Origin of the sequence: Sphingobacterium faecium (assembly GCF_003054045.1) — a bacterium.
In the GTDB taxonomy this organism is placed as follows: domain Bacteria; phylum Bacteroidota; class Bacteroidia; order Sphingobacteriales; family Sphingobacteriaceae; genus Sphingobacterium; species Sphingobacterium faecium.
In genome coordinates, this window is the sequence record NZ_QBKH01000003.1 from 691,961 (window position 1) to 712,119 (window position 20,159).

The window sequence follows — 20,159 nt, forward strand, 5'->3', positions numbered from 1 at the left end:
CTGCTACTTGTGGTTAATAATCCCGTAAATCTAAAATATTTAAACAAAGCATGAAGTTAGTTTGTTTAATAAAGTGGAAGTTTTATGATAGAATAATCAAAAAATAAGTCATTTTTGTAGAAAGAGGATGATTTATGAAAATAACTTTGCTGTGCATTGGGAAAACAGATGAAAAATATTTGATTGAAGGTATTGAAAAATATTTGAAACGATTAAAGTTTTATATTACCTTTAATTTAGTTGTTATTCCTGATATCAAGAATAGCAAAAATTTGACTCAAGAGCAGCAGAAAGAGAAAGAAGCACAGCTTTTGCAGAAGTATATCACTTCACATGATACGGTGGTCTTGCTGGATGAGTTTGGAAAGGACTATCGTTCTTTGGAATTTGCATCCTATCTGGAAAAGCACATGGTTCAGAGTACGCAGCATCTTATTTTTATCATAGGTGGACCTTATGGTTTCGATGATCAGATCTATCAGCGTGCAAATCAGAAAATATCATTGTCAAAAATGACATTTTCACATCAGATGATCCGTTTGTTTTTTGTTGAGCAGACGTATCGCGCATTTTCAATATTAAAAGGTGAGCCATATCATCATGAATAATTATGGAATTTATTTAATTAGAGCATCTACTAAAGAAAGGAGTTAATATGTTACCAAGTAAAAGAGATTATAACTTTAAAAGCGATGATAGTAATTCCCGTATCACAAAAATTATTATTGTTGTCGGCATCATCCTCGTATTGCTATTGGCTTATTTCACATAGCATATAGGTGAATACCGTTTTTATAAAAAAGTTCTAGATGTATATTTAGAACTTTTTTTATTTGATGGTTATCCCATTATTGGTGACGATTAAATAAGCGTACCATATACTCAAATAGATTCGATCATGATCACAAATTGCATCAACAACTATCCTTATTTTTCTTCCTAAATTCTATAGCCCATTTTCTAGTTTTTTGTGGCTGTCATTTTAGTTGCGCTAGGAGCGGGGATCATGAAAACGCAATGACTGCCGAAAGCTGGCTCAAGTTGGAGCAGATCCTTATTTGCTCCTGACCAGATTCGGCCACTGTTTTACCGAAAGCCGTCTATACACCGCTTCTGCACCGCCTATTTCCCGTCCCTGACCCAGGAAAAGGACGGTGCAGGGACTGTGCAACTGCGGTGCAGGGATAAGAAAGTTTAAAACAAGGTACGAACAAGGTACGAATGAGATGCAAATAGCCTTTGCATTTTTGCTGTTGATTTTGAACCAAAATAGAGCTTTCAAATGGGCCAAGAGTGTACCGTTAGTGTACGGGTTATTCACGGGGAGTGTACCAATACGGTACCAAGAGTGTACGGGAAAGCTACTAAGAAGGTACCAAATAGCTACTCAGGTTAGTAGCTTGGCTGAAGGTCAAGAGGGGATACAAGGCAAGCATAGGAGTATCGTTGTTCAGGTATAGATCAAGCATGCGTAGTGCATATGCTAAGTAGTGATAAAGCATAGATAGTGCGTAAAACGGTACCCATTGATACACTATCTATGCACTATCAACGCTTTATCTATGCTTCATCTATGCTTGATCTTTACCTCAAAGGTGCTTCATTTGAAATAAGAGGTTTTAAGCTCTTAAATTTTATTTATTACACACTAGGGTGTTTTTGTAATGATCATCTCGTAAATCGCTTAAAATACTTGTGAAATAAAAAGATGAGCGGTATTGATGATGTCTAAATCAATGGACTGTGGTCAGGTATGAAATTTAAGATATCCTTTCTGCAGTTCCGGAATAAGGCGAAATTGACCGATTGGGGCTAGAAAATTTAAGCGGTGGATTCGATTTGAAAAGTGGTATTGTTTGTGCAACTAAATTGGCTGAATGGTCAAACAGAAACTATTTAACTTGTCATGTTTTATCATACGCAAAGTGCCATTTCCAAGTATTTCAATATATTTTCGGATAAGGAGAATATGGGCCATATTAGGATTTTATAAAATAGCATTTTTTAGTCTTTTTAACTGAGCTTATCTCTAAGCCCTTAATTTAATTCTATTTATAAAAAAATAGGCGATACTGGGAGTATCGCCATAAAATCACACTAACTATTAAAAAACCTATAGAACTAGGAATTTGCAAATTTGATTATACCAAAACGTCATGCTTTCACATGATGAGTAATCTTTAAAAAAAAATAAACGTATTCGGTTTCTTTTACAAAAGATGTTTCTCTTGTTGGTCAACGTAAATTTAATGAATTTTTTTAAAAATGCAAATTTATTTTTTATCTCTATAAAAAACATTCCAGGCGACCTGATCGGTTTTAAAAGTTAGGCTCATTTCTTGTAAATCATCGATTTTTACCCAACGGAACGATTGTGCTTTACCGTCTTCATATTCCTGTCCTTCAAAATCAAATTCTTGGCTTGTCGTTCGGATCGCGATAGGGCTGGTATTCTTAATTAAATAGTAAATGGATATAATTTGACTTTCATTGAAACTTGATTTTTCGTAAAAATCGGTCGTATAAATATGTGATATGACTTCAATGTCAAAGTTACACTCTTCTTGATACTCTCTTTTTAAAGCATCAAGTAATCCTTCTCCATATTCTAAACCTCCGCCGGGAAATTTGGTAAAAGATACATTTTCAGTTTTCTCATCGCTGATGAGGACTTCATTATTATCATTGATCAAAATTCCGTATACTCTTACATTAAAAGGAAACATGCGCTATTGTTTTATTTTTTTGATAAATCTTTCAGGTAAATATTTCTAAACTCGACAGGTTGACCTTCACTTTGTAATGCAATAAAGCCTTGCTTTAACTTTTTACCGTCAATTTTTATTCTGGGGTCGTATCGGTTTGCCACTCCACCTCCTATGGTCGGTTCGCTATATTGAAGTACGGTATCGCCATTGATGATGTGGGTAATCAACGAATCACCAAGGACAATTAATTCAGCCTTTACCCATTGATCTCCATCATATGTTTTAGATGAAGAATCGAGGCAATGTGACTCCAATTTTTTGCCTTTATACACAATATCTGTTCCTGGGGAACACATATTGCCTGTTGGCCTTGGTTGGCCGTCACTTAGCCCTCCTAGAAATTGCATTTCGACCGATATTGGCCAATCCTGCTCTTTGGGCATAGTCTTTGGATCTTGTGAGTGAAACATCAGACCACTGTTGCGCAAGGTATAAGAGGGTGCTCCTTTTTGCAAATCGCCGTAAAATCTATATTCCAACTTGACATGATAATGGGAGTAGGGTGTATTGTAATAAAGATGACCATACTGTTCATTGAAGTCGCCATAACCATCATAATTGACTTGGATGACCTTGTCTTTTACACGAAAAGTTTGGGCAAAGTTTTCACCGACCTCATGATGATGGATTTTGACTGTCCAGTTATCCAGATTTTTGCCATTAAATAAACTGATCCATTCGTTGTTATGCTGCTTAGCAGGACCCGATTGTGTCGTACAGGCAGCGGCGAACATGCAGAGTCCAATGGGTAATATATGTTTTAATTTCATTGTTATAAAGGCATAAAACCATTTTCTACAGTATGCTCATCGATCCCCATATAGGAGTAATGTCTCGGTAAAAACCAAGATATAGACGACATAATCTGTTTAAAATCTTGTTCGGTTTGAAACATATCAGGCGTAATATTGAATACTAAATCTTGGCTCACCAAATTTTCATCTTCATAATTTCTAGCAATCAGCATTACCTTAGGCTCTTTTACCCCCATATTGACTAAGTATTCCCTGAGGTTATGACGTAAGTCCTGGGGAAGAATCGTATCCGATGGTTGACCGACTAAGATTTTTTCATCTTTATCAATATGAGGTTCTTCGGTTTTTTGAGAGAAAATAGACTCATCTGTATAAAATTCTTGATTTAAGGAGTAATTGACAAGATCGCCGTAAGTGAAGATCCAATCGGGTTGCTCTTGATGGGTATTGATGGCTAGTCCCATTCCTTTTTTCAACAGGAAGCTTTTTAGTTTATGTTTGATGACAAATGCTTGAAAATTTTGATCTTTAGGTGCATTTTCCAATTGAAAGTAAGGATAGCCATCGGGCCCAATAATCAATTCTGATTCTGCCAATTGAAAGGTTGCTTCATCAATGTTCTCTAAGAACTCCGCTACCCATTTTTCATCACGCTCTTGAAAAGGAACTTCTAGTAAAGAGTTAATGTTAATCGTCTTTGACAGGTTTCCCAATAGATTTTCGTTGGAATCTTCACTGTCGTTAAATAAATGTATCGTGCTCATATTAAATTTGAATCCTTGTAATGGTGAGTAAAAATAGACAATTTATTAGGAATGGGGTATAAGGAATGCTTAACAATTTGAATTTCCTATTTTTTTCGTCTATTTCCCTTTTTCAATTCACTGGTTGAAATCATTTGTTCCCAGCTTAATACGTAAGGATGTTGATCGTCTATTCTTATTTGTCTATTTAATGATAATTGAAGTTGAATCCATTTATGATTATCTTCTGCATCACAAAAAGTATAAGCTTTACCTGAAACCATATTTCGACCAGTTCGTCCAATACGATGTAAGTATAGCGTATCCTGGTCTGGAACTTCGTAGTTAATCACCAACGGGAGATTTTCAATATCCACTCCTCTTGCAAGCAGATCGGTGGACACCAAGATCTGAATTTGATTGGCTTTGAAGGTACTTAATACTTGCATTCTATTCTTTTGTGACTTGTCTCCGTATAGCCCCTCCACTAGAATACCTTCTTTTCTTAAATCCTGCACGATTCGATCTACGCCATGAGTGGTGCGACTGAAAATCAATATTTGCTCCTCTGGATTTAACTCAATTAAATAGTTGATTAACTTTTTTTTATTGGTTTTATCTACATAAAATACTCGTTCCTCAATAGTTGTATTTGTTATTTCTTTTTTGATCTCAATTTTAAGTGGATTTCTGAGTGTTTTATTTGCGATACGTAAAATATCATTTGGAAGTGTCGCTGAGAAAAAAAGGTTTTGACGTTCATGGGGCAACTCCTGAAGAATTTGATTGACTTCTTTCATAAACCCGAGTTCGAGCATGTGATCAAATTCATCAATAACAAGAGTTTTGATGGAATGAAAGGAAAAGATGCCCTGAGCAAACAGATCGAGCAGACGACCTGGAGTAGCTATAATCAGGGTAGGATACTGTGATAGCGCTTCGATTTGCTGATCATAGGATTGACCACCACAAATTGAAATTGTTGCGATATGATTTCCTTGCGTAAGAGCAGCTATTCTTGCTTGTGTCTGAAGTGCTAGTTCTCGTGTAGGATTTAAAATTAAGGTTTGATCTTTCAGCGATGCCTCTTGCGTATAGTATCGATGTAAGATCGGTATCGTAAAAGCTTCCGTTTTTCCGGTTCCGGTTGGGGCAATACAAATGAGATCTTTTTTATCTAATATTTGCGGGATGGCAAGCTCTTGAATGGGAGTCAGATTGAAGAAATCCAACTGCGCTAAAATGGATAATAGACTAGAGTGAATGTGAAGATCTTGAAATTTCAATTTTTTATACGTTGTTTTTATCAAAGATATGATTTCGAGATTAAATTATTAAAAATCTTTAGAGGAGTAACTACAAGCGAATTGTAGGCGCTAATTCGTTAATACAAATATTTATATGGTATAAATAGATATCTTCAATTTTTTATTAAAGTTAATAATGATTATTTTAGAATATTATTTTTATTAAATTTGTTGGAAACTGAAAATATAATATGTTGGAAACCACATTAGACCAAGGCAGTGATTTAAGTTCGAAACTAAGTTTTGATGACTTTAGAAAGATCATTGTTGAAGATTATAGGGTTGCAGTAGAGAGCAGATATGTTAGTCTATTGGGGCGTAAGGAAGTCTTAACAGGGAAAGCAAAATTCGGAATTTTTGGAGATGGCAAAGAGCTGGCACAGATAGCCGTCTCTAAAGTCTTTCAAAAAGGGGATTGGCGCTCGGGGTATTATAGAGATCAGACACTCGCTTTTGCAAGTGGGATGACCACTATCTACCAGTTTTTCTCTCAATTGTATGCACATCCAGATGTCGAGAAGGATCCTTCTTCTGCTGGCCGTCAAATGAATTGTCATTTTTCAGTTCGCGTAATCGATGAAGATGGTAATTGGCTGGATCAGACACAGCAAAAAAACACCTTCTCTGATATTTCTACGACCGGTGGTCAGATGGCGCGTATCTTAGGGCTTGGGTTGGCTTCTAAATTATATCGGGAAAATCCGAATTTATCTTATTTGAAGTATTTTTCAAATGGAGGAAATGAAGTGGTGTTTTGTTCTATCGGAAATGCTTCCACTTCTGAAGGTGTATTCTTTGAAGTCGTAAATGCGGTAGGAGTCAAGCAAATACCCGTCGTTATTTCGATATGGGATGATGGGTATGGAATTTCGGTTCCTAATGAGGTACAAACGACCAAAGGTGATATATCTGAAATATTAAAAGGATTTCAAAAAGAAAATGGATCCAATGGTTTTGAAATATTTAAAGTAAAGGGCTGGGATTATCCTGGACTTTGCCAAACCTATGAACGTGCAGCAAAATATGCTCGGGAAAATCATACCCCTTGTATTGTCCATGTGATCGAATTGACGCAACCACAGGGGCACTCTTCTTCGGGTTCTCATGAACGCTATAAATCAAAAGAACGTCTGGATTGGGAATTGGAACACGATTGTATTGTTAAAATGCAAAAATGGTTGATCGATTCTGATATTGCAACAGCAGAACAAATAAAAACCATCGAAGAAGAAGCGAAAGACTTTGTGCGTAAAGAACAGCGTCGAGCATGGTCAGATTATAATAAGGCGTTGGCCGTAGATGCTTCTCAAGCAATAGCTTTATTGAGTCAAATCGATGATGAAGCCGTAGAATTGCCGCTCAAGCAATTACAGTCTTTAACCGAACCTTCTTTAAAAGAAGTGTACAGTACTGTGCGTAAGGTGATCCGTGAATTAAAAGGTAAAGCTATTGATGGTAAGTCGGATTTATTGACTTGGTATAAACAACAGCAGCAAGTCAATGAAAAAAGATATAACTCAAAATTGTTTACCACTGGTCATCAGGGACCGGACCACGTTGAAGTGGTCGAACCGGTTTATTCGGACGACGCCAAGATCATCGATGGACGGGAGATTCTAAACATTTGTTTTGAAGAAAATTTTCTTCGTGATGAACGATTAATCGCATTTGGTGAGGATGTGGGTAAAATTGGCGATGTGAACCAAGGTTTTGCTGGTCTACAAGAAAAATTTGGTGAACATCGGGTATTTGATACCGGAATTCGGGAGAATTCGATTATTGGGAAAGGAATAGGATTGGCTATTAGAGGTCTTAAACCTATTGCTGAGATTCAGTATTTAGATTACCTGCTATACGGGATTACGGTAGCGAGTGATGATCTCGCGAGCTTAAGTTACCGTACGTTTGGTGGTCAAAAAGCACCTGTGATCATTCGTACACGTGGTCATCGTTTGGAAGGTATCTGGCATTCGGGATCACCGATGTCCATGATCTTGGGAACATTGAGAGGTCTGCATATCTGTGTGCCACGCAATATGACTCAAGCAGCAGGGATGTACAATACCTTATTTAGATCGGATGAACCCGCATTGGTGATCGAGTGTTTAAATGGCTACCGATTAAAAGAACGTTTACCTCATAATATCGGTGATTTTACGGTACCCATCGGTTATGCCGAGTGTATTCGAACAGGCCATGATATCACCATCGTATCTTATGGATCTACTTTACGCGTGGTGGAAGAAGCAGCTATGGAATTGGATAGACTGGGGATCAGTGTTGAAATCATTGATGCACAAACTTTACAGCCTTTCGATAGAGCGCATTTGAGTGCAGAATCTTTAAAAAAGACGAATAAATTATTGGTAGTAGATGAGGATGTACCTGGAGGTGCGTCGGCGTTTATAATGCAACAGATCTTGGAAGAGCAAAATGGCTACTATTTATTAGACAGTCAGCCTCGTACGTTAAGTGCTCAAGCACATCGTCCTCCGTATGGTTCCGATGGAGATTATTTTACTAAACCTTCTAGCGATGATATCGTAGAAGTGGTATTTGAAATGATGAATGAAGGTAATCCAGATCAATATCCCGCACTGTTTTAATCAGTGTGGGATATTGAGATTTATGAAAACTGTGCAGCAGCCCCTATAATAGCAGCTTCTTCACCTAGAATAGCTGTTTTTATATGGAATACTTCAATTTCTTTTTTCTTTTGATTTAACAATAGGGGTAATGCCTTGGCAATATTTCCTCCGATGACAAAGTCGTTGCAGTTATATTTCTTGCTGAAGAAATCAAGGAAAGCAATCAGGTGATTACTGTATTCATCACAGATGGTACTGAATGCAGGTTCTTCTTGATGCTCATTGATGATTTGTTTTAATCCGGTTACTTCGATATTGGTAAGCTCTTTAAATCGTCTTATAAACCATCTCGTGACTAAGAACTCTTCAAAGATTAAACCTTGATAAGGGGTGTTCCAAAGATCGGCATCAAATGATTTTTCACCCTTATTCCAAACGGCTGAACCAAGACCTGTTCCTAACGTGATACCCAATACTCTTTCTTTTGTATGGAGATGTTGAGCAAAAACTTCCCCTTGTAGAAATGCTGCGGCATCGTTGATAAAGTGAATGTTCTGTTCTGGTATTCCGGTTAACGTTGATAAAGGTGTCTTGACATTCACCTTATATAGCTCATCGTATTTGCTTTGTCCGGTCATCATAGAAACCCCATTTTCATAATCAAAAGGTCCTGGCATGGCAATACCAATATGTTTGACTTTTGAACCAGCTGCTGCTACACAACTGTTGATTGTGTTTGCCCACGTAAGGAAAATCGATTTAGCATTTTCTTGCGAAAAAACGTGGTTTCTGACCACGTTTTCCGAAATAATTTTCCAATCTAATTTATTCACTATAGCGGCACTAATATGCGTACCACCAATATCCACTCCTAAAATGAATTCACTTTTATCTGACATTTTTGTAACTAGATTGTTTTAATAAATGATCAGCAATAACTAATGCAGCCATTGCTTCAACAATAATAACGGCACGTGAGACGACACAAGGATCATGTCTTCCTTTGCCTTGTACTGTAGCTTCATTACCATTAGAGTCTATGGTTTGTTGGTCTCTCATGATCGTCGCAACAGGCTTGAATGCTGTTTTAAATGTGATATCCATCCCATTTGAAATACCACCCTGTATTCCTCCGGAGAAATTAGTATGCGTTTTAGTCTGATTAATATCATGCTCATCAGAAATAAAAAGATCGTTATGTTGTGATCCTAATAATTCTGAACCAGCAAAACCAGATCCATATTCAAAACCGTGTACGGCATTGATGCTCATCATCGCTTTGGCGAGGTCAGCATGTAATTTATCAAATACCGGTTCTCCCAATCCAACGGGCACATTTCTGATAATCGTGGAGATGCGGCCACCTACCGTATCACCCGATTTTCGAACAGTATCGATAAATTCAATCATTTCCTTTGCTGTTGCAGGATCGGCGCATCGCGCTATATTAGACTCTCTCAAATCTAACAGTACGGTTAAGTCTTTTGTATCTACATTTGGAGATTCAATTTTACCAACACCAGACACGTGTGCAAAAATTTCAATTCCATGCTGCTTTAAGAAAGATTTCGCAATGGCACCTGCCGCTACCCGAGCAGCAGTTTCTCTTGCTGAAGAACGTCCTCCACCACGATAGTCACGATGCCCATATTTCATATGGTAAGTGTAATCTGCGTGTGAGGGTCTAAAAATATCTTTTATATGCGAGTAATCTTTCGATCGTTGATCTTCATTAGGAATGAGTATGGCAATGGGTGTTCCTGTTGACTTTCCTTCAAATACACCTGAAAGAATTTGAGCGGTATCACTTTCTTTTCTTTGAGTTGTTATTTTGGATTGACCAGGCTTGCGTTTATCCAGTTCTGATTGTATAAACTCCTCATCAATAGCGATATTTGGAGGGCAACCATCTAAAATAACACCAATCGCTTTTCCGTGAGATTCCCCAAACGTGCTTATTCTAAATAAATCGCCAAATGAATTTCCTGCCATGATTTAATATAATTTCTATAAATATAGGTAAAACCGCAATAATAGGAGCATTATTGCGGTTTTTTTTGCTAAGTAATGATAAATTTATGCTCAGCTAAATGTTTCCAAAAATCTGGATAAGATTTTTCTACAACTTGTGGCTCCTCAATATTAATATTTTTGAAAATTAATGCTAGAGGGGCAAATGCCATTGCCATTCTATGATCTTCATAGGTCGCAAAAGAAACAGCTGTGGGTTCGAAGACTGCATCCGTTTTGATGTGATAGGTCGTGCCATCTTCGATTAATTTTGCGCCAAATTTAGCAATTTCAGTTTTTAAGGCTAAAATGCGATCTGTCTCTTTGATTTTTAAGGTTTCAAGACCTGTCAAAGAGATATCACGGCGTAATGCTGCCGCGACAACAACTACCGTTTGAGCCAAATCTGGACATTCTTTCATATCGAAAAATGTCTTTCCCGAAGGTTCACTTATTTTGGTGAGGTGTAAACCATCTTGTTCAAATGCTGATGCGACCCCAAAGTGGCTCATGATTTCTACGATGGCGATATCACCTTGTAAACTGTTTTTTTTGAGTCCAGGAAGGGTAATAGAACCGGAATTAGAAAGTGCGACTATCGCATACCAATAAGATGCTGCACTCCAATCAGGTTCGACATATATGGTTGCCTCTTTTGTTTCCTGATGTGGGATATGAATCGTATTGTTGAGCCATTCGTTTTGAATACCAACTTCTTTGAGCATATTTAAGGTCATCGTCACATAAGGCCTTGAAGTCAGTTCCCCTTCAATTTCTAGCGTCAAACCTTTTTTCAAAGATGCGGCGATAAGGAGTAATGCCGATAGGTATTGACTGCTGATATTGCCCTTAATTGAAATTTTATCTTTTCCCTGAATCATACCACCTTCTATTTTAAGAGGAGGGAAGCCTGATTTTGCTTCATAATGAACATCAGCACCAATAGTTTTCAACGCATCTACTAAAATTCCAATAGGCCTTTGCTGCATGCGTTCGGAACCTGTTAAAATGAAATTTCCTTTGATCAAATTTAGGTAAGCTGTCAAGAAACGCATCGCAGTTCCCGCAGGTCCAATATCGATGTGGGTTACTCCAGATTGGGCTTGGGCAGCGAGTTGAAGAGCCTCTTTTAGAGTGACGGTATCAAAAGCTTGCGAAAGATTTTCTATTTGTACTTTCCCTTTTCCCAACGCTTGAATAATAAGGGCACGGTTACTTTCTGATTTTGAACCAGTAAGTTGAACCGTACCATTAATACTTTTAGATGGGTGAGTAAGTGTAATCACCTGTTGACTCATTATGCCTCCGCAGTAGGTTGAGTATTCATGATTGCATTTTGCTTACGAATCGATTCATTGTGAACCAATTCTAAGAATTTTACTGCAAAATCATTACTCAAAGTTAATGCTTCAGCAAGTTGGGTACGTTTTTGAATGATCTCATCCCAACGATTTACTTGTAGAATCGTTACATTGTTGTCACGTTTGTATTCACCGATTTTCTCAGCGATTTTCATACGTTCACCAATTTTCTGAATGATTAGATCATCTAATTTATCAATATTGCTACGTAACTCGGCCAATTTATCTTCGAAAGCTGGATTGTCTGAATCTGCTTTACGTAAGTTTAAATGATCGATTAAATCAGCAAGTGCAGCTGGTGTCACCTGTTGTTTAGCATCAGTCCATGCAACTGAAGGATCGATATGTGATTCAATAATCAAACCTTGTAAATCCATATCCATGGCTTTTTGAGAAATGTATGGCAACAATTCGCGGTTACCACAGATATGACTTGGATCATTGATAATCGGTAAATCTGGACATAAAGATTTTAATTGAATGGCAAGATCCCACATCGGTTCGTTACGGAAAGCAGATTTTTCGTAAGAAGAGAAACCTCTATGGATAGCGCCTAATTTTTTAATTCCAGCACGGTTTATACGCTCTAAAGCACCAATCCATAAGGATAAATCAGGGTTTACTGGATTTTTAACAAAAACAGGGATATCAACTCCAACTAATGCATCAGCGATTTCTTGAACTGTAAAAGGGTTTGCTGTAGAACGTGCTCCGATCCAAAGTACATCTACACCAGCAGCTAAAGCTTCTTCTACGTGCTTCGCCGTTGCTACTTCTGTAGCAGTCAATAAGCCTGTTTCAGCTTTTGCTCTTTTCAACCATTCTAAACCAATAGAACCAATACCTTCAAATTCTCCTGGACGAGTACGTGGTTTCCATATACCAGCACGTAAGATGTTGACTTTACCCGTATTTGCTAATAAATGTGCTGTTGATACCAATTGATCTTCTGTTTCAGCACTACAAGGTCCTGCGATAATTAAAGGCTTGTCTCCTGTATCTAACCAAGATTTTAAAGGGACGATATCTAATGTGTTTTTCATTATTATATAATTTTTATTTTTGAGTGGTTATGACGCGATCATGATCATAATGCATTGCTTTTCGAGAGCTTTAGATCATGATGGTTTCATTTCTATTTTGAGTTTTACTTTTTATTTATGACAACTTAAATGCGGTCATTTTTGACATATTCGCCCATAATATTAAAATTGATACTATGTTTTAATACTTTACGAATAGCGGCATCATAATCCGACTGCTTTTTCCATTCTACATCAACGAAAAAATCATATTCATTTCTTTTTCCGATAACAGGCATCGACTGAATCTTGCTCAGATTAATATTTTGGTCGGCAAAGCATTGCAGAATTGTTGCTAGTGAACCTACTGAATTGCCCGTCTGAAAGGATAAAGAAGCTTTATTGGCATTCTCTTGTTCTTCGACATCATTTGATAAGACTAAAAATCTAGTACTATTTTTTTTGTTGGTTTCAATCTTTGCTTCTAATATATTAAGACCATATGTTTTTGCTGCAAGAGTACCTGCAATAGCAGCTGTATCGGTCAATTTTTGATTGGCTACTTTAGCTGCAGAAGCCGCAGTATCCGAGCTTTCAGAAATCTTTACATCAGGTAATTCTTGTAAGAACTCTTCGCATTGACGAATAGCCATTTGATGTGACTCGATAAATTTTATATCAGCAAGTTTAACTCCGGGAAGAGCCAATAAATTTTGGTGAATACTCAATGCAATTTCACCAACAATATTGAATTTATAATCTCTTAAAAGATTATAATTGGGCAATATGCTTCCTGCGATTGAATTTTCAATGGCCATGACAACATAATCAACTTTTTTCTGCTTTAATAATTCGCAGGTTTTTTTGAAAGTATCGCATTCTATCGTTTCGATGTCTTCACCAAAATACTTCAGTGATGCTTCCTCATGAAAGGAAGCTTTTACTCCCTGTATTGCAATTTTTAAACCCATTGTCTGTTTTATATGTTCTTAGAAAAAGCAAAAGTTCCGATTGTTGACCGGAACTTTTGCTTTTTAATATCTTGTGATGATTACAAATTCGTTCCAGCTCTTATTGTTTAAAATAAAAGTAATTAAAAAAATATGTAGTCGTCATTTTCATTATTTGTTCGTTTCGATGTTCCAAATATACGTATGTTTTTTAATAATGCAAGAGAAAAAATAAATATTTTTAAACTATTTTTTTTAATCATTTTTATCAGTAAAAATTTCTATTATTTTCTATTATTTTCGATTATTTTTTGATGTTATTTTCAAATCTTTATTTTGTAATAAAATTCCTTTAAATGTTATTAAAATAAGTTTTTATATTTTTAAGGGTTATTTATTGCTATTTAATTCTATTATTTTAGTGCTTTTTTATTGTTATTTTTAGTATATTTTTTATTCATTTTTAATATAAAAGTAGCTCTATTTTTAACGTTAATGTATCTATTTTAAGTCATGAATTGCTGTAATAATTCGTATTTTTGTCTCCTATATATCGCAATTTATACAAACATGTTTAAGCTCATAATCGTTCATTCCTTATTATTTATCTTTTCAAATAGCCGCGCAATAGCTGGATATAAAGAAGATCCCCTCTATTTTAAAGTGAAAAGAGTTATTGATGGCGATACTTTTGTCATTGTCGATCAGCACCGTAAAGATGTTAAAGTTCGCTTGATTGGTATAGATGCCCCCGAAACACGTAAAACAAGCAAAAAGCCGGTTGGTTATTATGGACAAGAATCAAAAGCATATCTCAAAAAATTAATTGATCAAAAAAATGTTCAATTGATTTTTGATGTTGGTAAAAAGGATCGATACGGCAGATTGCTTGCCTATGTGTATGTCAATCGAAGATTTGTCAATGCTGATTTGCTGAGAAAAGGTTATGCGGTAACGTATACTGTACCGCCTAATGTGAAATATGCGGAATATTTCGTAAAATTGGAACAAAAGGCCAGAATAAATGAAACGGGTCTTTGGAAATATAAAAATTTATGATTTTTGTCCTTTTAAGCGTGCTCTGTAGTGTTACTGTTGCCGTACTACTCAAATATGCAAAACTTCAGCAGATCAGTACAAAGCAAATTATTGTTTGGAACTATCCGGTAGCAGCAATATTGACTTACTTCGTGTTGCAGCCCAAGCTCGGAGATATTCAAGTGGAGCAGATGCCTTGGCACTTGTATATCCCTCTAGCCATTTTATTACCTACTCTTTTTATTTTTATAGCACTGACCATTCAGTATACAGGATTGGTGAAAACGGAGATCGCACAGCGCTTGTCTTTGTTCATTCCCTTAGTGGCATCTTTTATCCTTTTTTCTGAAGTCATTTCGTGGAATAAAGGAATCGGTATTTTGGTTGGTTTAGCGGCTATCGTATGTTCCATTGGCTGGCAAAAGGGAACTATAAAGAAAAAGAATAAAGTGGGGAGTATAGCCTATCCTTTAATTGTTTTTGTTGGCATGGGTGTCATCGATATTCTTTTTAAACAAATTGCGCTACATCAATCTGTGCCTTATATTACAGCCATGTTTGTTGTGTTTTTAATCGCCATGTTGGTGGCCTTTCTATTTATGATTTATTTTTTGGGAGTTGAAAAGCAAGCATTTTCTGTTAAATCCTTGGGTTTAGGGATTGTATTGGGTTTTTTCAACTTTGGTAATATTTTATTTTATATGAAAGCACATCGCGCAATTCCAGAAAACCCTTCTATTGTTTTTACAGGTATGAATATTGGCGTGATTTCAGTAGGAGCTGTCGTTGGTGTTTTATTATTTAAGGAAAGGCTAAGTGTCATCAATAAAATTGGTTTGACACTTGCTATTATATCGGTTTTAATTATAACATATTTGTGAGTTTATTTGAAGATACATATCGTACTATTGAAAAAAGTGCAGAGGGAATATTTCGAGATAAGGGAAGTAAATTTATTGCCTATGCTTATCCGTTTACCCATGAAGAGCAGCTCAAGGAAATCATTGTGGAATTGAAAGCGCTACATCCAAAAGCACGTCACCATTGCTGGGCATACCGGATGAGTCCGGATCGTACGGTATTTCGATTGAATGATGATGGGGAACCTTCTGGCACAGCAGGCAGACCTATTTTAAATGTGCTCCTATCACAGGATGTAACGAACCTTATAGTGGTAGTAGTCCGTTATTTTGGAGGAACGCTCTTAGGCGTACCAGGCTTGATTAATGCCTATAAAACGGCAACACAGGAAGTTTTGTCCATGGCAGAAATTGTGGAAAAAACAGTCAATGATATTTATAAGATTGAATTTGATTATTTAGCGATGAATGATGTGATGCGTGTAGTCAAGGAAGAAAATATCGATATCAGTAAACAAGTTTTTGATAATACCTGTTATATGGAAGTGGAAGTGCGAAAAATGCAGGTTAATTCGGTCGTTTCGCGTTTTGATAAAATTGAAAATTGTACACTTTCTTACTTGAGGACGATATGATAAATGATTCAGAATTAATATTGAACAAAGATGGTAGTATTTACCACCTAAATTTGATGCCAGAAGATATTGCTGATACGATTATTACGGTGGGGGATCCCGATCGTGTGGCAAAAGTATCTCAATATTTTGACCGTATTGAACTGCAAAAAGGGAAGCGAGAGTTTATTACGCATACAGGATATATTGGTCAACAACGGATTTCGGTGATTTCGACAGGAATAGGGACCGATAATATTGATATTGTCTTTAATGAGCTTGATGCCTTGGTTAATATTGATTTTGTTTCCAAAGGATTGAAATCAAAATTGACCAGTTTAAATATTATTCGTATCGGGACTTCTGGTGCCGTTCAGTCCGATATTGAGATGGGAACAATTTTGGCATCTTCATTTGGAGTAGGTTTCGATGCGCTTATGCAATATTATATCAAACCCTATTCAAGTGCAGAAAGAAAATTAGAAAAGGCAATATGGGATGCTTTTCCTAACTTATACCTAAAACCTTATGTTGCGGAAGCCAGTGCTGCTTTATTAGCGCAATATGCATATGACTTACCTCAAGGAGTAACCATGACTGCTCCCGGGTTTTATGCGCCTCAGGGTAGGAATGTACGTTCGGAAAATACCTTTCCCAATTTAATCCAATTGGCAAATACATTCCAATCTGAAGATTTACGGATTACAAACTTAGAAATGGAGACCGCAGGAATCTATGCTTTGTCGCGTATGTTTGGACATCATGCCTTATCCATTAATGCCATTTTAGCGAGCCGAGTAGCGGGGCATTTTAGTTCTGAACCAGAGAAAGTGATCGATCGAGCCATAAAATTGGTCTTGGAACGCTTTTAATCTCATAGAAAAGGAGTGGTTTTAAACCACTCCTTTTCTATTGGAATCAAATTTCAGCATGATGAACAGCAAAATGGTGAAACTCCATAAGGAAGATCCCCCATAGCTGATAAACGGTAAAGGGATACCAATAACCGGAACGATCCCGATGGTCATGCCGATATTGATAAAAAAGTGGAAAAAGAGGATGGAAGCTACTCCATAAGCATAAATTCGGGCAAAGGCAGAACGTTGCCTTTCTGCAATATGAATAATGCGGAGTAACAACGTCAGATAAATGCCAATCAGAAATATAGAACCTACAAATCCCCATTCTTCACCTACAGTACAGAAAATAAAATCTGTACTTTGCTCGGGAACGAAGTTATATTTAGTTTGTGTACCTTGAAGATAACCTTTTCCCCAAAACTGACCGGAGCCGATCGCAATCTTGGATTGGTTTAAATTATACCCTTGTCCTCTTGGATCATCCATTTTTCCAAGGATGATATCAATACGATTTCTTTGATGTGACTGTAAAACATGATTGTAAACTAGATCCACCGACAATATAAATACCGCAGAAGCAGCAAAAATAATTCCGATATTGATTAAATGTTTACGCTTCTTTCTAAAAGTCCACATAAAGAATCCTGCTAGTACAGCGAGTATGCCAATTAAGATCCAGGCATTGACCAAGAGCGCCATGACAAACAAGACAATACACAGGCCTCCAAAAATAAGTAAACTGTTATTGACATAACCTTCTCGATAGAATACAAAGATAAGGGAAAAGAAGGCTAGGGCAGAACCTGTATCGGGCTGGAGCATAACCAGAAATACCGGAAATAATACAATACCAGCACCAATGGCTAACGTATGCATATTTGGATTTTTATTACTCTGAGAACTCAAATAATTGGCTAGCAGAAGACAGGTCGCCAGTTTTCCAAATTCGGAGGGCTGAAGCCTAAAACTCCCGATAGGGATCCATGCTTGATTTCCACCAACATTTCGACCGATGACCAATACGGCAATTAATAATAAAACAACAACTGCATAAATAACAGGAGATGCAGAACTGAAAAACTTAGCGTCTATAATTAATATGGTAATACCAATGATCAATGCAGAAGCAATATACATGGATTGCTTTCCATAGTTGGTCGCCATATTAAACAAGCCTGGATTTTCTGGATCATATACCGCTGCATGAATATTGAACCAACCGATCAAACATAAAGCCAACCAGAGTGAAATGGTTAACCAGTCTATTTTTCCGAAAAAACTGTTTTTTTGGTTATTCATGACTTCTATTTACGGCACTATGATGAACAATTGTCTCTCTTGTTGTTATTGCAGCAATGCGGTTGACACTTTTTGTAGTATCTTTTTTGGATTTAGTTGAATCCGTTGCTTTTTTTAACTCTGTTTTTTTCGGATCTACTTTTGGAGCAGGCATAAAATTAGCATTGTAGATACGGTCTTGTATATGTTTGGGCATCGTGATGGTATCCTTGATATATTTTTCAACCATCATACTGGCGATAGGACCTGCCCATACACCACCATAACCTGCATTTTCAACAAAAACCGCAATGGCAATTTTAGGATTATCACGTGGAGCAAATGCAAAAAATACAGCGTGATCTTTACCATGTGGGTTTTGTGCTGTACCCGTTTTTCCACACATTTCAAGGCCTGCAATTCGATTGGCAAAAGCAGTTCCTTCGCCCATGTTGACAGCTCTGCTCAATCCTTCGATTACTGGCGTATAATATTTAGCATCTACACCGGCGGATATTTTTTCTGTAAATTCTTTTTTGACGATCTTTTTATCCCCAATAGCTTTAATAAGATGCGGGCGGTAATAAAATCCTCTATTCGCTACAATAGCCATGATATTTGCCATTTGTAGGGGCGTGACACCCATTTCACCTTGGCCGATGGATAGGGATATATTAAATGCCGAACGCCATTTGTCATTTCTGTAGCTTTTAGTGAAATGATCAGATTTATATAACAAACCTGCGTTTTCTCCCGGTAAATCAATGCCTAAGCGATGACCGATACCAAATTTAGAAATGGCTTCGTACCAAAGATCATAAGCCTTTGGTCCTGATAGACCTCTGGAATCTATCATTTTAGCGTAGGTATACCCATAATAGGTATTACAAGACACTTGTATGGATCTGATCAAAGAAGTCGCTCCATGGTAATGGGTACAACGCATAAAACCTCTTCCGCCGCCATAGCTATAACCGTGAGGACAAAAGAACGTGGTGTTTTCATCAATCACGCCAGCTTGTTGTGCAGTTAGGGCTGCGACGACTTTAAATACGGACCCAGGAGGGTAGGATGCCTGAATAGGACGATTAAATAAAGGTTTACTTTCATCGTTTAATAATTTCATGTAATTATTGCCTGTTTCACGACCTACCATGTCATTCGGGTTATAACTTGGACTGCTGACATACGCAAGTACTTCACCCGTTGAAGGTTCGATGGCAACAATGGATCCCAATTTATTTTTCATCAGTTTTTCACCCAAGATCTGAAGTTCCTTATCTAAAGAAGATACTAGACCTTCCCCAGAAACTGCCAAAGTATCATAGCGTCCTTCCATAAATACGCCTTTGGGTCTATTGAGCGCATCGACCATCAGATTTTTGACGCCTCTTTTTCCCCTTAATAGGTCTTCATAAGAACGCTCGACACCACTTCTTCCTATATAATCTCCAGGACGGTAGAAACCGTTTGATCTTTCAATATCTTTTTCTGTTACTTCATTGACATAACCCAAAAACTGTGCAGCAATACTATCAGGATAGCTACGGACAGTTCTATTTTGCACATAAAATCCTCTGAAGCGATAGAGATATTCTTGCAAATGCGCATACGTACGGGAAGACAATTGTTTTTCAAATATAGAAGCACGATAAGGGGAGTGGGCTCTGGCTTTATCCATGCGTTTAATAAAACCCTCTTTATCAATTTCGATGAGTTGACAAAGTAAAGCTGTATCAATATCTTTCGCCTCCCTTGGTGTAACCATTAAGTCATATACGGGTTCATTTTGCACCAAGACTTGCCCTGTACGGTCTAAAATGACTCCGCGCGCCGGGTAGACAACAACCTTACGCATGACATTGCTATTGGCCGAATGAATGTAAGAATCGTCAATGATCTGTAGATAAAATAGTCTAGCTATTATTAATAAAGCAATACTAATAATAATGCCTTGAATGACAAATTTACGTGCGAAAAAACTGTTCATAGACTCTTTATCCTT

At 37.0% G+C, this 20,159-nt stretch carries 17 protein-coding genes; 6 read left to right on the forward strand and 11 right to left on the reverse strand.

Going from position 1 to position 20,159, the window contains the following annotated elements; translation table 11 throughout:
* The first annotated feature begins 134 nt into the window (after positions 1–134).
* On the forward strand, positions 135–608 hold the full coding sequence (gene rlmH / locus C8N37_RS11075; RefSeq protein WP_108158939.1) for a 23S rRNA (pseudouridine(1915)-N(3))-methyltransferase RlmH: 474 nt from the start codon (positions 135–137) through the stop codon (positions 606–608).
* Between the two features lie 1,665 nt (positions 609–2,273).
* On the opposite strand, the gene C8N37_RS11085 is transcribed toward rlmH, so the two are convergent.
* The 4 genes from C8N37_RS11085 to C8N37_RS11100 all read right to left on the reverse strand — a co-directional run bounded on the left by C8N37_RS11085 (position 2,274) and on the right by C8N37_RS11100 (position 5,552).
* Entirely contained in the window at positions 2,274–2,726 is a 453-nt protein-coding gene (locus C8N37_RS11085; protein ID WP_108158941.1) for an NUDIX domain-containing protein, read from the reverse strand.
* Between the two features lie 11 nt (positions 2,727–2,737).
* Entirely contained in the window at positions 2,738–3,538 is an 801-nt protein-coding gene (locus tag C8N37_RS11090) for a 3-keto-disaccharide hydrolase (RefSeq protein WP_108158942.1), read from the reverse strand.
* A 2-nt stretch (positions 3,539–3,540) separates the two neighbouring features.
* Positions 3,541–4,287: a hypothetical protein gene (locus C8N37_RS11095; protein ID WP_108158943.1), complete on the reverse strand. Its 747-nt coding sequence runs from the start codon at positions 4,285–4,287 to the stop codon at positions 3,541–3,543.
* An 86-nt stretch (positions 4,288–4,373) separates the two neighbouring features.
* On the reverse strand, positions 4,374–5,552 hold the full coding sequence (locus C8N37_RS11100) for a DEAD/DEAH box helicase (protein WP_146171061.1): 1,179 nt from the start codon (positions 5,550–5,552) through the stop codon (positions 4,374–4,376).
* A 212-nt stretch (positions 5,553–5,764) separates the two neighbouring features.
* Here C8N37_RS11100 and C8N37_RS11105 point away from each other — a divergent pair, with 212 nt between their 5' ends.
* Positions 5,765–8,179: an alpha-ketoacid dehydrogenase subunit alpha/beta gene (locus tag C8N37_RS11105; protein ID WP_108158945.1), complete on the forward strand. Its 2,415-nt coding sequence runs from the start codon at positions 5,765–5,767 to the stop codon at positions 8,177–8,179.
* Positions 8,180–8,199: 20 nt separating this feature from the next.
* On the opposite strand, the gene C8N37_RS11110 is transcribed toward C8N37_RS11105, so the two are convergent.
* From C8N37_RS11110 to C8N37_RS11130, 5 genes are all read right to left on the reverse strand, one after another.
* On the reverse strand, positions 8,200–9,060 hold the full coding sequence (locus C8N37_RS11110) for an ROK family protein (protein WP_108158946.1): 861 nt from the start codon (positions 9,058–9,060) through the stop codon (positions 8,200–8,202).
* Positions 9,050–10,153 (reverse strand): chorismate synthase, encoded by a 1,104-nt coding sequence (aroC, locus tag C8N37_RS11115; protein WP_108158947.1) that lies wholly within the window; start codon positions 10,151–10,153, stop codon positions 9,050–9,052. The genes C8N37_RS11110 and aroC overlap by 11 nt, the downstream gene beginning before the upstream one ends.
* A 68-nt stretch (positions 10,154–10,221) precedes the next feature.
* On the reverse strand, positions 10,222–11,469 hold the full coding sequence (gene aroA, locus C8N37_RS11120) for a 3-phosphoshikimate 1-carboxyvinyltransferase (protein WP_108158948.1): 1,248 nt from the start codon (positions 11,467–11,469) through the stop codon (positions 10,222–10,224).
* Positions 11,469–12,575: a chorismate mutase gene (locus C8N37_RS11125; RefSeq protein ID WP_108158949.1), complete on the reverse strand. Its 1,107-nt coding sequence runs from the start codon at positions 12,573–12,575 to the stop codon at positions 11,469–11,471. Before C8N37_RS11125 ends, aroA begins: the two co-directional genes overlap by 1 nt.
* Before the next feature lie 125 nt (positions 12,576–12,700).
* On the reverse strand, positions 12,701–13,525 hold the full coding sequence (locus tag C8N37_RS11130) for a prephenate dehydratase (RefSeq protein ID WP_108158950.1): 825 nt from the start codon (positions 13,523–13,525) through the stop codon (positions 12,701–12,703).
* A 549-nt stretch (positions 13,526–14,074) separates the two neighbouring features.
* Between C8N37_RS11130 and C8N37_RS11135 the strand changes: the two genes are divergently transcribed.
* From C8N37_RS11135 to C8N37_RS11150, 4 genes are read left to right on the forward strand one after another with little or no spacing between them, the layout of a single operon-like run.
* Entirely contained in the window at positions 14,075–14,563 is a 489-nt protein-coding gene (locus C8N37_RS11135; RefSeq protein WP_108158951.1) for a thermonuclease family protein, read from the forward strand.
* Positions 14,560–15,423, forward strand: a complete 864-nt coding sequence (locus C8N37_RS11140; protein ID WP_108158952.1) for an EamA family transporter — start codon at positions 14,560–14,562, stop codon at positions 15,421–15,423. The genes C8N37_RS11135 and C8N37_RS11140 overlap by 4 nt, the downstream gene beginning before the upstream one ends.
* The gene (locus C8N37_RS11145) at positions 15,420–16,037 is read left to right on the forward strand and encodes an IMPACT family protein (RefSeq protein WP_108158953.1); all 618 of its coding nucleotides are present in this window, start codon (positions 15,420–15,422) and stop codon (positions 16,035–16,037) included. Before C8N37_RS11140 ends, C8N37_RS11145 begins: the two co-directional genes overlap by 4 nt.
* A complete protein-coding gene (locus C8N37_RS11150; RefSeq protein ID WP_108158954.1) occupies positions 16,034–16,888 on the forward strand; it encodes a nucleoside phosphorylase in 855 nt (284 codons plus the stop codon). The genes C8N37_RS11145 and C8N37_RS11150 overlap by 4 nt, the downstream gene beginning before the upstream one ends.
* 21 nt (positions 16,889–16,909) lie before the next feature.
* On the opposite strand, the gene rodA is transcribed toward C8N37_RS11150, so the two are convergent.
* Both rodA and mrdA read right to left on the reverse strand, forming a co-directional pair.
* Positions 16,910–18,175 (reverse strand): rod shape-determining protein RodA, encoded by a 1,266-nt coding sequence (rodA, locus tag C8N37_RS11155; RefSeq protein WP_108158955.1) that lies wholly within the window; start codon positions 18,173–18,175, stop codon positions 16,910–16,912.
* Positions 18,168–20,144 (reverse strand): penicillin-binding protein 2, encoded by a 1,977-nt coding sequence (gene mrdA, locus C8N37_RS11160; protein ID WP_108158956.1) that lies wholly within the window; start codon positions 20,142–20,144, stop codon positions 18,168–18,170. Before mrdA ends, rodA begins: the two co-directional genes overlap by 8 nt.
* Positions 20,145–20,159 lie beyond the last annotated feature (15 nt).